The following is a 14337-nucleotide window of genomic DNA, read 5'->3' as shown; positions in this document are numbered from 1 at the left end:
GGTGGGTGATGACGGGATCGAACCGCCGACCCTCTGCTTGTAAGGCAGATGCTCTCCCGGCTGAGCTAATCACCCTTCTCGTTCGGTGTGGCGCGCATTCTACGGAGCAGCCTGCGCTCTGGCAAGCACTTTTTATAATAATTTTTTCAGCCCTTCCAAAGGCTTAGCGAAGGGTTGGCCTGAGCGGCAGCGAAGAGAATAATGCCCTCCTTTGTATAAAGGAGAGATTCACCCCATGTGGTTCAAAAACCTGCTGATCTATCGCCTGACCCAAGATCTGCCCGTTGATGCTGAGGCGCTGGAAACTGCACTGGCGACCAAACTGGCGCGTCCCTGTGCAAGCCAGGAGTTGACCACTTACGGTTTCGTCGCCCCTTTCGGCAAGGGCGAGGATGCTCCGCTGGTGCACGTCAGCCAGGACTTCATGCTGGTGGCCGCACGCAAGGAAGAACGCATCTTGCCCGGCAGCGTGGTCCGCGATGCGGTCAAGGAGAAGGTCGAGGAGATCGAGGCCGAGCAGATGCGCAAGGTCTACAAGAAGGAGCGCGACCAGATCAAGGATGAAATCATCCAGGCCTTCCTCCCCCGCGCCTTCATCCGCCGTTCTTCGACCTTCGCCGCCATCGCGCCGAAACAGGGCCTGATCCTGGTGAACTCGGCCAGCCCCAAGCGTGCCGAAGACTTGCTCTCCACCCTGCGCGAAGTACTCGGCACCCTGCCGGTCCGGCCGCTGACGGTGAAGACCGCGCCGACCGCGATCATGACCGACTGGGTCAAGACCCAGCAGGCCGCCGACGACTTCTTCGTCCTCGACGAATGCGAACTGCGCGATACCCACGAAGACGGTGGCATCGTGCGCTGCAAGCGCCAGGACCTGACCAGCGAGGAAATCCAGCTGCACCTGAGCACCGGCAAGGTGGTCACCCAACTGTCCCTGGCCTGGCAGGACAAGCTGTCCTTCGTGCTGGACGACAAGATGGTGGTCAAGCGCCTGAAGTTCGAAGACCTGCTGCAAACCCAGGCCGAGGAAGATGGTGGCGACGAGGCCCTGGGCCAACTCGATGCCAGCTTCACCCTGATGATGCTGACCTTCGGCGAGTTCCTCCCGGCGCTGTTCGAGGCCCTGGGCGGCGAAGAGATCCCGCAGGGCATCTGACGCCCTGGTCGGACAGCCCATCGCACCAGACGCCACCGCCTTCGGTGGCGTTTTCATATATATGAGGAACAGGCCATGCGCGTACTGGCTGCACTGAGTCGCTTCGTCGGCAACACCTTCGCCTACTGGGTGCTGGTCTTCGCGGTACTGGCGTTTTTCCAGCCGACCTGGTTCATCGGCCTCAAGGCCGCCATCGTGCCGCTGTTGGGCGTGGTGATGTTCGGCATGGGCCTGACCCTGAAGCTCGAGGACTTCGCCGAAGTCGCCCGCCATCCCTGGCGAGTGGCCCTGGGGGTGGTGGCGCATTTCGTCATCATGCCCGGAGTGGCCTGGGCGCTTTGCCAGGGGTTCGAGCTGCCACCCGAGATCGCCGTCGGGGTGATCCTGGTCGGCTGCTGCCCGAGCGGCACCGCGTCCAACGTCATGACCTGGCTGGCCCGGGGCGACCTGGCCTTGTCAGTGGCCATCGCCGCCGTGACCACCCTGCTCGCGCCATTGCTGACGCCTGCCTTGATCTGGCTGCTGGCTTCGGCCTGGCTGCCGGTGTCCTTCATGGAGCTATTCTGGTCGATCCTGCAAGTGGTGCTGCTGCCGATCGTGCTCGGCGTCATGGCCCAGCGTTTGCTGGGCCAGCGAGTACGGCATGCGGTGGAGGTGCTACCGCTGGTGTCGGTGGCGAGCATCGTCATCATCGTCGCCGCAGTGGTCGCCGCCAGCCAGGCGAAGATCGCCGAGTCCGGCCTGCTGATCATGGCCGTGGTGATGCTGCACAACAGCTTCGGTTTCCTGCTGGGCTATTTCACCGGGCGCCTGTTCAAGCTGCCGCTGGCGCAGCGCAAATCCCTGGCACTGGAGGTCGGCATGCAGAACTCCGGTCTCGGAGCCGCCCTGGCCAGTGCGCACTTCTCGCCATTGGCAGCGGTGCCCAGCGCCCTGTTCAGCGTCTGGCACAACATTTCCGGAGCCTTGCTCGCCACATTCCTGCGCCGCATGGATGAACCCGGCGACGCCAAGGAGCAAGCACCAAACGCCAGCGCCTGAAAAACCTCCGCTACCCTGGTTGATTTGCGCAGTATAATGCGCAACGCGGGGACGACCCTGCAGCTCGAATCGAGTGAGTATTTCTGGGGACGACCCCGTCAACCAATGAGGTCAGCATGTCCTGGATCATTCTGTTTTTCGCCGGTCTGTTCGAAGTAGGCTGGGCGGTGGGCCTGAAGTACACCGAGGGCTTCAGCCGTCCACTGCCTACCGCCCTGACCATCCTCGCCATGGCCATCAGCCTGGGCCTGCTGGGCCTGGCCGTGAAGGAACTGCCACTGGGCACCGCCTATGCCATCTGGACCGGCGTCGGCGCAGTGGGAACGGTGATCGCCGGCATCATCCTGTTCGGCGAGTCCATGGCCATGGTGCGCCTAGCCAGCGTGGCCTTGATCATCCTTGGCCTGGTGGGCCTGAAAATCAGCGCCGCCTGACACCCCCCGCGCACAAACAACAACGCCCGCGACATCGCGGGCGTTGTTTTATCCACCGATCACTCAGCGTCGCGTGCCCCGCAGCGCTTCCACCACCACCTGCAACTGGGCCGGTTCCGCGGCCTCCACCGCGACCGGCGAGCCAGCCACCAGGGTGATCCGCGACCAGAAACGATGGAAGAACCCCTTGTTCGGGTCGCGACTGAAGAAGCTCCCCCATAGCCCCTGCAAGGCCAAGGGAATCACCGGCACCGGGGTTTCCTCGAGAATCCGCGTCAGGCCACCCTTGAACTCGTTGATCTGGCCATCGGCGGTCAGCTTGCCCTCCGGAAAGATGCACACCAGCTCACCATCGCGCAGGTACTCGGCAATCTTCTTGAAGGCCTTTTCGTAGATCTCCAGGTCTTCATGGCGACCGGCAATGGGAATAGTCCCGGCAGTGCGGAAGATGAAGTTCAGCACGGGCAGGTTGTAGATCTTGTAGTACATCACGAAGCGAATCGGCCGACGCACCGCGCCCCCAATCAGCAGTGCGTCGACGAAGGACACGTGGTTGCACACCAGCAACGCTGCGCCCTCATCGGGGATCTGCTCCAGGTTGCGATGCTCCACACGGTACATGGAATGGCTGAGCAGCCAGATCATGAAACGCATGCTGAACTCGGGCACCACTTTGAAGATGTAGACGTTGACCGCGATGTTGAGCAGCGACACCACCAGGAACAGATGGGGGATGCTCAGCTTGAGCATGCTCAGCAAGACGATGGAAACCAGCGCCGAGACCACCATGAACAGCGCATTGAGGATGTTGTTGGCGGCAATCACCCGCGCCCGCTCGTGCTCAGGGGTCCGCGACTGGATCAGGGCGTACAGCGGCACGATGTAGAAGCCGCCAAAGATCCCCAGGCCCAGGACATCCAGCAATACCCACCAGGCATGGGCGAAGCCCAGGACCTCGAGCCAGCCATGGCCGGTGGCGCTCTCTGGAATACCGCCAGAATGCCACCACAGCAACAGGCCGAACACCGTCAGCCCCAGGGAACCGAACGGCACCAGGCCGATCTCGACCTTGCGTCCCGAGAGCTTCTCGCAAAGCATCGAGCCCACCGCGATACCCACCGAGAACACGGTGAGGATCAGGGTCACCACCGTCTCGTCGCCGTGCATCCATTCCTTGGCATAAGCCGGGATCTGGGTCAGGTAGATGGCCCCGACGAACCAGAACCAGGAGTTGCCGACGATCGAGCGCGACACCGCCGGCGTCTGGCCCAAGCCCAGGCGCAAGGTCGCCCAGGACTGGCTGAAGATGTTCCAGTCAAGGCGCAGTTGCGCAGAGGCCGCGGCCGCCCGGGGAATGGCCCGGCTGGCCAGGTAACCCAGCACCGCGACGCCGATCATGGCAGCCGAGACGATCGCCGCGTAATGCTCCGAGGACATCATGATCCCGGCGCCGATGGTGCCCGCCAGGATCGCCAGGAAAGTCCCCATCTCCACCAGGCCGTTGCCGCCCACCAGCTCTTCTTCACGCAGGGCCTGGGGCAGGATCGAATACTTGACCGGGCCGAACAGCGCCGAGTGGGTCCCCATGGCGAACAGCGCCAACAACATCAACGACAGGTGATCGAAGGCGAACCCCACGGCCCCCACCACCATGATCACGATCTCCCCCAGCTTGATCAGGCGAATCAACGCATCCTTGGCGAACTTCTCGCCGAACTGCCCGGCCAGCGCCGAAAACAGGAAGAACGGCAGGATGAACAGCAGTGCGCAGAGGTTGACCCAGATCGAGCGATCGCCCTCGATGCTCAGCTTGTAGAGGATGGCCAGGATCAGCGACTGCTTGAAGATGTTGTCGTTGAAGGCGCCGAGGGACTGGGTGATGAAAAACGGCAGGAAACGCCGCTTGCGAAGCAAGGTGAACTGCGAGGGGTGACTCATCTTCCGTGTTCCTGAGTGGCGAGGATACTGTTATTGGAATGCCGAACATCGATCCAGGCCACACCTTACCTGTGTTTGCCGATTATTTATGTAGGCCGGCAATGCATGGCGAGACAAATAGCTCTCCTTTATAGGCGCCCTGCAGCGTGCGCTTGGCGACGATCAGCCACATCACCGCCAGGGCCGCCACCAGCACCGCCCCCACCACATTGAAGAAACCCAGGTGCAAAGTGCTGCCCAGCTTGAGCGTCGCCAGCGAGTACACACCCAACGGGAAGGTGAAACCCCACCAGCCGAGGTTGAAGGGAATGCCTTCGTTCAGGTAGCGCCGGGTGATCAGCACCGCCATCAGCATCCACCACAGGCCGAAGCCCCACAGGGTCAAGCCAGCCACCAGCCCCAGCCCGGCGGCGATCTCACCGATGCCAGGCAAGCCATTGGCGGCGAAGATCGCCGGGGCGTCCGCACCCAGCACCAGCATGCCCAGGGCGCCGGTACCGATCGGGCCCAGGGCCAGCCAGCTGGAGGCGGCCATGCTTTCATGGGGCAGCTTGTGCAAGGCCATGCGCAGCAACAGGATGGTCAGGATGCTGAACGCCACCGGCAGCGAGAAGGCCCACAGCACATAGCTGGTGCTCAACATCACCAATTGCGCGTGGGTATCGGCCAGATGCGGAGCCAGCAACCCGCCGCTGGCCGCAGCCACCTCGGCCGCCACCACGGGCAGCAGCCAGACTGCGGTCATCTGGTCGATGCTGTGCTCCTGGCGGGTGAACATCATGTAAGGGATCAGCACTCCGCAAGCCAGGGACATGGCCACATCCAGCCACCAGAGCACTTGGGCCGGCAGCAGCACCGCATCGCCCCAATGGCCACGACCGAACAGCAACAAACCGTTGATGATGGTCGCCAGCCCCATGGGAATGGTGCCGAAGAACATCGAGACCGTGGAGTGTCCGAATATCCGCCGTGCTTCATCGAAGAACATCACCCAGCGTGCGGTGTACATCGCGCTGAACAACAGGAACAGGGCAATGGTCAGCCACCAGAAGCCCTCCGCCACCAGGCGCAGCCCAGGGACCTGGGCAGGCCATTGGGCCAGGGCCAGGGCCAGGACGCCGGTGCCCATGGTGGCGGCGAACCAGTTGGGGGTGAATTGGCGAATGGCTTCGCGGGGGTGTTGCAGATGGCTCAACGGCCGGCGGCCGGCCTTGACGCTTTGGCTACATGTCACGATGGGGTCTCCTGTCCTCGGAAGAGGTTGAGCCCATGGTAGAACCTAATCGAATATCTATATAACGGGTAATTTCTCTAACTGTTATCTATTTTATAGATATAGAGCCTAGACACTGCCTTCGGATTCGATCACCAGCACCCGAGCGACACCCTGGGGATGAGCCACGTGCTCGGTTCCCACACAGGCATGAAAGATATCGCCCACCTCCAGCAATACCGCCTGCTCCAGGCCATTGTCGCGATAGCGCATCTGCACCCGGCCATCCAGTACCACGAAAACCTCCTCCCCCGCATTGACGTGCCAGCGGTAGGGCTGGTCGGTCCAGTGCAGGCGCGTACTGATGCCATTCATGCAGGCGATATCCAGGGCCGCCCAGGCGCTCTCGCCGACAAAGTCGACACTACGAATGACCTTCATGAGCGGCCCTCCACACAAGCGGCGAAGCCCAGTCCGGGGCAATGCGAGAAGCGAAAGATCCAGGCCATGCCGGCCTCCTCGAGAGCAGGAAACGAGTGCCAATGCTGAGCCAGGGCAATGCGACAAAGTAGTGGCCCAATAGCCACGCTTCGATAGAATCAGGCCAATTTTTCCGAGCGCCTGCGACATGCACAAGCCCATCCGCATTGCGGTGATCGCCTTTGACGGCATCAGCCCGTTTCACCTGTCGGTACCGTTGCTGGTGTTCGCAGAACAAAACCAGCAACTCGAGCTGCCGAGCTTCCAGGTACGGGTCTGCGCATTTGAACAGCCGCCGCTGCGCACCTCGGCCGGCTTCGATATCACTGCCCACCATGATCTGGATGAACTGCGCGAGGCCGATGTGATTGTCATGCCGTCCTGGCGCGATAGCCTCGAGCGACCGCCACAGGAGTTGCTCGATGCCCTGTGCCACGCCCACGGGCGCGGGGCCCGGTTGCTGGGGTTGTGCCTGGGAGCCTTCGTCCTTGCGGAGACCGGCCTGCTGGACGGCCAGCCGGCCACGACCCACTGGCGCTGGGCGCCGGTCTTCGCCCAAAGGTATCCCCGGGTAGCCCTGGATGCCGATGTGCTGTACGCCGAAGCCGGCAACCTGCTGACATCCGCCGGTACTGTCGCCGGCCTGGATTGCTGTCTCTACCTGCTGCAACAACTCTGTGGGGCGCAGACCACCCACAAGCTGGCCCGGCACCTGGTGATCGCCCCGCATCGCTCCGGCGGCCAGGCGCAGTTCATCGAACGCGCCATGCCCAAGGGTGGCGAACGGGATCGCATGGCGCCGCTACTGCAATGGCTGGAACAACACTTTGCCCAAGAGCACTCCCTTAACGATCTGGCCGCACGGGTGGCCATGAGCCGGCGCTCGTTCACCCGACACTTTCGCCAGCTGACCGGCACCACAGTCGGCCGCTGGCTACTCGGACGACGCCTGGGCCATGCCCAACGCCTGCTGGAAACCAGCCAGCAGGGCATCGAGGCCATCGCCCTGGCTTCGGGTTTTACCAGTGCCCTGTCGATGCGCCAGCACTTCACAGGTGTGTTGCAGCTTTCTCCTTCGGCCTACCGGGCGCAATTTCGCCGCTCTTGAAATGCCGGGCTCATCACCCTGGTTCGCCACAAGCCACCACCGGGCGCTGGCGCAGCAAAACCAGCAAGGCCCCCAGGGACAAAAGGATCAGCACCGCGCCGTAACCATCGGTGGTGGCGACCAGGCCGAAGCTGCGGGCCAGCCCTCCAGCCAGCAATGCCGGCAGGCAGAACGCCAGGTAGCTCAGGACATAGAACGCCGACAGCAGCCCGGCTCGCTCGTGGGGCAAGGCCAGGAGCACCACACTGCGCAGAGCACCGAGGAAACCGCCACCGAAACCGCTGCCCAGCACCAGGGTGCCGAAGAAGAACAGCGGCAGGCTGGCGCTGTGCACCGCCGCCAGGATCAGCGCCATGCCCAGGGCCAGCAACCCGGCCCCCAGGCGCAGGACCCCAGCGGGATGCCGCTCGCGCAGGGTGTAGATCATCACCGCACCGCTGAGCGTCAGCACGGCGACCAGACCGCCGCCGATCAGGTTCGAGGTGGAACCGGTGGCGGCCCGCACCAGGGACGGCGCCAGGGATAGATAGAAGCCACCCACCGCCCAGACCGCCACATCCACCGGTAGCGCCAGCCATAGCGCGCGCCGCGCCTGTACTGGCACATGCAGGGTCGGGCGTAGCGAGGCCCAGGCTCCGGGTTGCGCGCTGACACTTTCCGGCAGGCGCCAAAGGTACAAGGCCTGCGCCACGAACAAGCCCAGGAGCAACCAATAGCTCAATTGCAGCGGCAGCGGCGCGAACTCCACCAGCACACTGGCGCCCATGGCTCCGCAGGCCATGCCCAGCAACGGCGCAATGCTGTTGACCAAGGGGCCCTGCCGGCGATCGGTATCCAGCAGCGCGGCCCCCAGGGCACTGGTGGCCATGCCGGTAGCGAAACCCTGGACCATGCGTGCGGCGATCAGCCAGTACACGCTGCTTTCATTGATGAACAGCAGCATCGCCAGGATATTGAGCAGCAGGCCGGCAAAAATCACCGGCCGGCGCCCCAGGTAGTCCGATAACGAACCTACCGTCAGCAACGCCGCCAAAAGGCTCATGGCATAGACGCCGAAGACCAGCGTCAGCATCGCCGGAGAAAAATGCAGGCGTTGCTGGTACAGGTGGTACAAGGGAGTCGGCACGCTGGACGCAGCCAGGAAACCGAGCAGGGTCACGGCCAGGAACAACAGGCTGCAACGATTGGACACGCGAGTGTCGATAGCACCAGGCATAGGGCACGCTCCACTAAAGCTAATATTTTGCTTTTGCGGAGTGTGCTACTGCCAGGCGCTTAAAGCAAATTCTTTGTGTTAAGGTTCGACCCCATGGCTATCAAAGAAGGTTTACGCCCAGGCGGCCGCAGCGCCCGGGTCCAGGAATCCATCCACCGGGCAGTGCGCGAGCTTCTTGAAGAACAGGAACGCTCGACCCTGACCGTCCCGCAGATCGCCGCTCGCGCCGGCGTCACCCCCTCGACCATCTACCGACGCTGGGGCGACCTGGCAACCTTGCTCGCCGACGTTGCCCTGGCCCACATGCGCCCGGACAGCGAGCCGGCAAATACCGGCAGTTTGCGTGGCGACCTGCTGGCCTGGGCCGAACAGTACCTGGATGAAATGAGCTCCGAGCCCGGACGCAACATGATGCGCGACGTCCAATGCAGCGCCACCCCGGGTTATTGCGCGATCATCCTCGGCGGCCAGCTGCAGATCATCCTCGACCGTTATCGAACCAGCGCAGGCAAACTGCCGGACGTGGATCGGCTGCTGAACCTGATCGTGGCGCCCACGGTGTTCCGCATCCTGTTCGCCGCCGCGCCCCTCCAGGCCCAGGAGCTTCAAGAGCTGGTCGATATCGCCCTGGGTCCGGCTTGCGAAACCCGCTCCCAGCCAGGCTGAACCGCCCTGCGACATCAGGCCGCGCTGATACCTTGGTCGACACTGACGACGACTCGACATCGTGCCAGACTGTCTGGCCGGGCTGACGTGCCCGGAGCATCTGTTTCGGAGTTCCCATGTCGTTGTCCAGCGGGCTGATTGCAGCCGTTGCCCTGGCCTATATGGCCATCATGTTCGCCATCGCCTTCTACGGCGACCGCCGCAGTGCGCCCCTTCCGCCGCGCGTGCGGGCCTGGGTGTACAGCCTGTCGCTGGCGGTGTATTGCACCAGCTGGACCTTCTTCGGCGCCGTGGGCCAGGCCACCGAACAACTCTGGGCTTTCCTGCCGATCTACCTGGGACCGATCCTGCTGCTGGTATTCGCCCCCTGGGTACTGCAGAAGATGGTGATGATCAGCAAGCAGGAGAACATCACCTCCATCGCCGACTTCATCGCCGCCCGCTACGGTAAATCCCAGTCCCTGGCAGTCGTGGTGGCGCTGATCTGCCTGGTGGGGGTGCTGCCCTACATCGCCCTGCAACTCAAGGGCATCGTGCTCGGGGTCAACCTGCTGATCGGCGCCGGCGCCGATACCATGGGCACCCGCGCCCAGGACACGGCGCTGATCGTGTCGCTGATCCTGGCCCTGTTCACCATCGTCTTCGGCACTCGCAACCTGGACGCCACCGAGCACCACCGGGGCATGGTGCTGGCGATCGCCTTCGAATCCCTGGTCAAGCTGTTCGCCTTCCTCGCGGTGGGAGTGTTCGTCACCTACGGCCTGTACGACGGTTTCGACGATCTGTTCAGCCAGGCCATGCTGGCCCCGCGCCTGGAGCAGTATTGGGAAGAAACCGTCAACTGGCCGTCGATGGTGGTGCAGACCGGAGTGGCGATGATGGCGATCATCTGCCTGCCCCGGCAGTTCCACGTCACCGTGGTGGAAAACATCGAGCCCCAGGACCTGCGCCTGGCCAAATGGGTTTTCCCGGCCTACCTGGCCCTGGCCGCGCTGTTCGTGGTGCCCATTGCCCTGGCCGGGCAGATGCTCTTGCCCAGCAGCGTGTTGCCGGACTCCTTCGTCATCAGCCTGCCCCTGGCCCAGGCCCATCCGGCCCTGGCCCTGCTGGCCTTCATCGGCGGCGCCTCGGCGGCCACCGGCATGGTGATCGTCGCCAGCGTGGCGCTGTCGACCATGGTCTCCAACGACATGCTGCTGCCCTGGCTGCTGCGGCACAACAATGCCGAACGCCCGTTCGAAGTGTTCCGCCACTGGATGCTCTCGGTACGCCGGGTGAGCATCGTCGTCATCCTGCTGCTGGCCTATGTCAGCTACCGCCTGCTGGGCTCCACCGCGAGCCTGGCCACCATCGGCCAGATCGCCTTCGCCGCCGTGACCCAGCTGGCGCCAGCCATGGTCGGCGCGCTGTACTGGAAACAGGCCAACCGCCGTGGCGTGTTCGCCGGCCTGGCCGCCGGCACCTTCATCTGGTTCTACACCCTGGTACTGCCGCTGGCGGCCCATAGCCTGGGCTGGTCGCTGAACAGCTTCCCGGGCCTGGCCTGGCTGCACAGCAACCCCCTGAACCTGCCGATCACGCCGCTGACCCAGGGCGTGGTGCTGTCCATGGCCGGTAACTTCACCCTGTTCGCCTGGGTTTCGGTCCTGTCGCGCACCCGGGTTTCCGAGCATTGGCAAGCCGGGCGCTTCATCGGCCAGGAAATCAGCGGCCGCCTGAGTTCGCGCTCGATGCTGGCGGTGCAGATCGACGACCTGCTGAAGCTGGCCGCGCGCTTTGTCGGCGAAGAACGCGCCCGCCAGAGCTTCATTCGCTTCGCCTACCGCCAGGGCAAGGGCTTCAACCCGAACCAGAACGCCGACGGCGAATGGATCGCCCACACCGAACGCCTGCTGGCGGGCGTACTGGGGGCCTCATCGACCCGGGCGGTGGTCAAGGCGGCCATCGAAGGCCGGGACATGCAGCTCGAGGACGTGGTGCGCATCGCCGACGAAGCCTCCGAGGTCTTGCAGTTCAACCGCGCCCTGCTGCAAGGCGCGATCGAAAACATCAGCCAGGGCATCAGCGTGGTGGACCAGTCCCTCAAGCTGGTGGCCTGGAACCGGCGCTACCTGGAACTGTTCAACTATCCCGAGGGGCTGATCAGCGTCGGCCGGCCGATCGCCGACATCATCCGCCACAATGCCGAGCGCGGCCTGTGCGGCCCCGGCGAAGCGGAAGTGCATGTGGCCAGGCGCTTGCACTGGATGCGCCAGGGCCGCGCACACACTTCCGAGCGGTTGTTCCCCAATGGCCGGGTGATCGAGCTGATCGGCAACCCCATGCCCGGCGGCGGCTTTGTCATGAGCTTCACCGACATCACCCCTTTTCGCGAGGCCGAACAGGCCCTGACCGAAGCCAACGAAGGCCTGGAACAACGGGTGGCGGAACGTACCCATGAACTGTCGCAACTCAACGCCGCGCTGATCGAGGCCAAGGGCACCGCCGAATCGGCCAACCAGTCCAAGACCCGTTTCCTGGCCGCGGTCAGCCATGACTTGATGCAACCGCTGAACGCCGCGCGACTGTTTTCCGCCGCCCTCTCCCATCAGGAAGACGGCCTGTCCGCCGAGGCCCAGCAACTGGTGCAGCACCTGGACAGCTCGCTGCGTTCGGCCGAAGACCTGATCAGCGACCTGCTGGACATCTCGCGCCTGGAGAACGGCAAGATCACTCCGGAACGCAAACCCTTCGCCCTCAACGAACTGTTCGACACCCTGGGCACGGAGTTCAAGGTCCTGGCCCAGGAACAGGGCCTGCAATTCCGGGTGCGCGGCAGCCATCTGCGCGTCGACAGCGACAGCAAGCTGCTACGCCGGGTGCTGCAGAACTTCCTGACCAATGCCTTCCGCTACGCCAAGGGTCCGGTCCTGCTGGGCGTGCGCCGTCGCGGCGACTCGTTGAGCCTGGAAGTCTGGGACCGCGGGCCCGGCATTCCGCAGGACAAGCAGCAGGTGATCTTCGAGGAGTTCAAGCGCCTGGACAGCCACCAGACCCGCGCCGAAAAAGGCCTGGGGCTGGGCCTGGCGATCGCCGACGGTCTGTGCCGGGTGCTAGGGCATCCGCTACAGGTGCGCTCCTGGCCCGGCAAGGGCAGCGTATTCAGTGTCAGCGTGCCCCTGGCGCGCAGCGGCACCGTGGCTCCGGGCAAGGTTGCGGAGATCAAAGGGCAGTCGCTCAACGGCGGGCAAGTGCTCTGCCTGGATAATGAAGACAGCATCCTGATCGGCATGAACAGCCTGCTGACCCGCTGGGGCTGCCAGGTCTGGACCGCCCGCAACCGCGAGGAGTGCGCAGCGCTGCTCAAGGAAGGCATCCGCCCGCAACTGGCCCTGGTGGACTACCACCTGGACGATGGCGAAACCGGCACCGAGGTCATGGCCTGGCTGCGCACCCAATTGGGCGAACCGGTACCCGGCGTGGTGATCAGCGCCGATGGCCGCCCGGAGATGGTCGCCCAGGTGCATGCGGCAGGCTTGGACTACCTGGCCAAGCCGGTGAAGCCCGCGGCCTTGCGCGCCCTGCTCAGCCGGCACCTGCCCCTGGGCTGAAGCGCGCCGGACGACTCAGTCCGGCAGTTCCAGCTCGCGGCCATCGGCATCGGTCATGGCCCGCTCCAGCAGGTCCGCCGGCAAGCTCTTGCTGGCACGCGCGCCGAGCAGCTTGAGCTGCTCGCTGCGGCTGATCAGGTTGCCGCGGCCCTCGGTCAGCTTGTTGCGTGCCGCCGCGTAGGCCTTGTCCAACTGCTGCAAACGATTGCCGACCTCATCCAGGTCCTGGATGAACAGCACGAACTTGTCGTACAGCCAGCCCGCCCGCTCGGCGATTTCCCGCGCGTTCTGACTCTGGCGCTCCTGTTTCCACAGGCTGTCGATCACCCGCAAGGTAGCGAGCAAGGTGGTCGGGCTGACGATCACGATATGCCGGTCGAAGGCTTCCTGGAACAGATTGGGCTCGGCCTGCAATGCCGCGGAAAAAGCGCCTTCGACCGGTACGAACAACAGCACGAAATCCAGGCTGTGCAAGCCTTCCAGGCGCTTGTAGTCCTTGCCGGCCAAGCCCTTGACGTGATTGCGCAGGGACAGCACGTGCTGCTTCAGGGCGGCCTGGGCGACCTGTGGGTCGTCACAGCCCACATACTGCTGATAGGCCGTGAGGCTGACCTTGGAATCCACCACCACCTGCTTGTCGCCGGGCAGCATGATCAGCACATCGGGCTGGAATCGCTCGCCATCCGGACCCTTGAGGCTGACCTGGGTCTGGTATTCGCGGCCCTTTTCCAGGCCGGCATGCTCCAGCACCCGCTCGAGGATCAGCTCACCCCAGTTGCCCTGGGTTTTCTGGCCCTTGAGGGCACGGGTCAGGTTGGTGGCCTCATCGCTCAAGCGCAGGTTCAACTGCTGCAGGCGCTCCAGCTCCTTGGCCAGGGAAAACCGCTCGCGGGCCTCGGACTGATAACTCTCCTCCACGCGCTTCTCGAAGGCCTGGATACGATCCTTCAGCGGATCCAGCAACTGCCCCAGGCGTTGTTGGCTGGTTTCGGCGAAGCGCTGTTCACGCTCATCGAAGATCTTGCCCGCCAGCTCGGCGAACTGGGCGCGCAGTTCGTCGCGCGAACCCTGCAGATCCGTGAGACGTTGTTGATGGCTGTCCTGCTGCTCGCGCAGCTCAGCGGCCAGCGATGCCGCCTGGGCATCCAGCCGGCGCAATTCGTGTTCCTTGGCAGAGCGCTCCAGGCTCCAGGCGTGGGCCGCATCACGGGCGTTGTCACGCTCGATCTGCAACAGCTCCACCTCGCGTCCCAGGGCCGCCAGGTCCGCCTGCTTGAGGGCGTTGGCCTGGCTCAGATCGCTGACTTCATCGCGACTGGCATCCAGTTGCGCCATCAACCCTTCCTGGGCCATCTGGGCAGTGGCCAGGCGTTCTTCCAGCAGGGCCAGGTCGGCTTGGCTGGAACTGGCACGCCGCTGCAGTTGCCAGGCCAATGCCAGCAGTGGTACCGCAGCCGCCGCCAGGCCAAGCAAGATGCTGGTCAAGTCCATAGCC

Annotated in this window: 11 protein-coding genes and 1 tRNA gene; 6 read left to right on the top strand and 6 right to left on the bottom strand. The window is 64.0% G+C overall.

From position 1 onward, the window contains the following. Positions 1 to 2 precede the first annotated feature (2 nt). Positions 3 to 75, bottom strand: a tRNA-Val gene (locus tag AC3WK8_RS28115). A gap of 160 nt (positions 76 to 235) precedes the next feature. On the opposite strand from AC3WK8_RS28115, the gene rdgC reads away from it, so the two are divergent. The 3 genes from rdgC (at position 236) to sugE (ending at position 2631) form a co-directional block, all read left to right on the top strand. After that, complete coding sequence (gene rdgC / locus AC3WK8_RS28110; RefSeq protein ID WP_022640197.1) at positions 236 to 1156, top strand: recombination-associated protein RdgC; 921 nt, start codon at positions 236 to 238, stop codon at positions 1154 to 1156. Between the two features lie 75 nt (positions 1157 to 1231). Beyond that, the gene (locus tag AC3WK8_RS28105; RefSeq protein WP_085596834.1) at positions 1232 to 2197 is read left to right on the top strand and encodes a bile acid:sodium symporter family protein; all 966 of its coding nucleotides are present in this window, start codon (positions 1232 to 1234) and stop codon (positions 2195 to 2197) included. Between the two features lie 116 nt (positions 2198 to 2313). Then, positions 2314 to 2631, top strand: coding sequence for a quaternary ammonium compound efflux SMR transporter SugE (sugE, locus tag AC3WK8_RS28100; RefSeq protein WP_085596835.1), 318 nt, complete (start codon positions 2314 to 2316; stop codon positions 2629 to 2631). A 63-nt stretch (positions 2632 to 2694) separates the two neighbouring features. On the opposite strand, the gene AC3WK8_RS28095 is transcribed toward sugE, so the two are convergent. The 3 genes from AC3WK8_RS28095 to AC3WK8_RS28085 form a co-directional block, all read right to left on the bottom strand. Beyond that, positions 2695 to 4569, bottom strand: coding sequence for an MFS transporter (locus tag AC3WK8_RS28095; RefSeq protein ID WP_085596836.1), 1875 nt, complete (start codon positions 4567 to 4569; stop codon positions 2695 to 2697). A gap of 82 nt (positions 4570 to 4651) precedes the next feature. Beyond that, positions 4652 to 5803, bottom strand: a complete 1152-nt coding sequence (locus AC3WK8_RS28090; protein ID WP_022640201.1) for a TDT family transporter — start codon at positions 5801 to 5803, stop codon at positions 4652 to 4654. A 108-nt stretch (positions 5804 to 5911) separates the two neighbouring features. Continuing rightward, the gene (locus AC3WK8_RS28085) at positions 5912 to 6223 is read right to left on the bottom strand and encodes a cupin domain-containing protein (RefSeq protein WP_103326544.1); all 312 of its coding nucleotides are present in this window, start codon (positions 6221 to 6223) and stop codon (positions 5912 to 5914) included. Between the two features lie 187 nt (positions 6224 to 6410). On the opposite strand from AC3WK8_RS28085, the gene AC3WK8_RS28080 reads away from it, so the two are divergent. Continuing rightward, the gene (locus tag AC3WK8_RS28080) at positions 6411 to 7370 is read left to right on the top strand and encodes a GlxA family transcriptional regulator (protein ID WP_103326542.1); all 960 of its coding nucleotides are present in this window, start codon (positions 6411 to 6413) and stop codon (positions 7368 to 7370) included. A 13-nt stretch (positions 7371 to 7383) separates the two neighbouring features. Here AC3WK8_RS28080 and AC3WK8_RS28075 read toward each other — a convergent pair whose 3' ends face one another. Then, entirely contained in the window at positions 7384 to 8586 is a 1203-nt protein-coding gene (locus AC3WK8_RS28075; protein ID WP_103326540.1) for an MFS transporter, read from the bottom strand. A gap of 93 nt (positions 8587 to 8679) precedes the next feature. Here AC3WK8_RS28075 and AC3WK8_RS28070 point away from each other — a divergent pair, with 93 nt between their 5' ends. Both AC3WK8_RS28070 and AC3WK8_RS28065 read left to right on the top strand, forming a co-directional pair. Then, positions 8680 to 9252, top strand: a complete 573-nt coding sequence (locus tag AC3WK8_RS28070) for a TetR/AcrR family transcriptional regulator (protein ID WP_103326538.1) — start codon at positions 8680 to 8682, stop codon at positions 9250 to 9252. Between the two features lie 116 nt (positions 9253 to 9368). Next, positions 9369 to 12842, top strand: a complete 3474-nt coding sequence (locus tag AC3WK8_RS28065; protein ID WP_103326537.1) for a hybrid sensor histidine kinase/response regulator — start codon at positions 9369 to 9371, stop codon at positions 12840 to 12842. Between the two features lie 15 nt (positions 12843 to 12857). Here AC3WK8_RS28065 and AC3WK8_RS28060 read toward each other — a convergent pair whose 3' ends face one another. Then, entirely contained in the window at positions 12858 to 14225 is a 1368-nt protein-coding gene (locus tag AC3WK8_RS28060; protein ID WP_178088064.1) for a DNA recombination protein RmuC, read from the bottom strand. Between the last annotated feature and the right edge of the window lie 112 nt (positions 14226 to 14337).

This window comes from Pseudomonas sp. FW507-12TSA, assembly GCF_058781435.1.
Note: the sequence above shows the minus strand (reverse complement) of the source record. Positions and strands in the feature narration are given on the sequence as shown.

Excerpts from the sequence above, each read along its gene's own strand:
- rdgC (WP_022640197.1), top strand. The coding sequence starts at position 236 with ATGTGGTTCAAAAACCTGCTGATCTATCGCCTGACCCAAGATCTGCCC.
- AC3WK8_RS28105 (WP_085596834.1), top strand. The coding sequence starts at position 1,232 with ATGCGCGTACTGGCTGCACTGAGTCGCTTCGTCGGCAACACCTTCGCC.
- sugE (WP_085596835.1), top strand. The coding sequence starts at position 2,314 with ATGTCCTGGATCATTCTGTTTTTCGCCGGTCTGTTCGAAGTAGGCTGG.
- AC3WK8_RS28095 (WP_085596836.1), bottom strand. The coding sequence starts at position 4,569 with ATGAGTCACCCCTCGCAGTTCACCTTGCTTCGCAAGCGGCGTTTCCTG.
- AC3WK8_RS28085 (WP_103326544.1), bottom strand. The coding sequence starts at position 6,223 with ATGAAGGTCATTCGTAGTGTCGACTTTGTCGGCGAGAGCGCCTGGGCG.
- AC3WK8_RS28080 (WP_103326542.1), top strand. The coding sequence starts at position 6,411 with ATGCACAAGCCCATCCGCATTGCGGTGATCGCCTTTGACGGCATCAGC.
- AC3WK8_RS28075 (WP_103326540.1), bottom strand. The coding sequence starts at position 8,586 with ATGCCTGGTGCTATCGACACTCGCGTGTCCAATCGTTGCAGCCTGTTG.
- AC3WK8_RS28070 (WP_103326538.1), top strand. The coding sequence starts at position 8,680 with ATGGCTATCAAAGAAGGTTTACGCCCAGGCGGCCGCAGCGCCCGGGTC.
- AC3WK8_RS28065 (WP_103326537.1), top strand. The coding sequence starts at position 9,369 with ATGTCGTTGTCCAGCGGGCTGATTGCAGCCGTTGCCCTGGCCTATATG.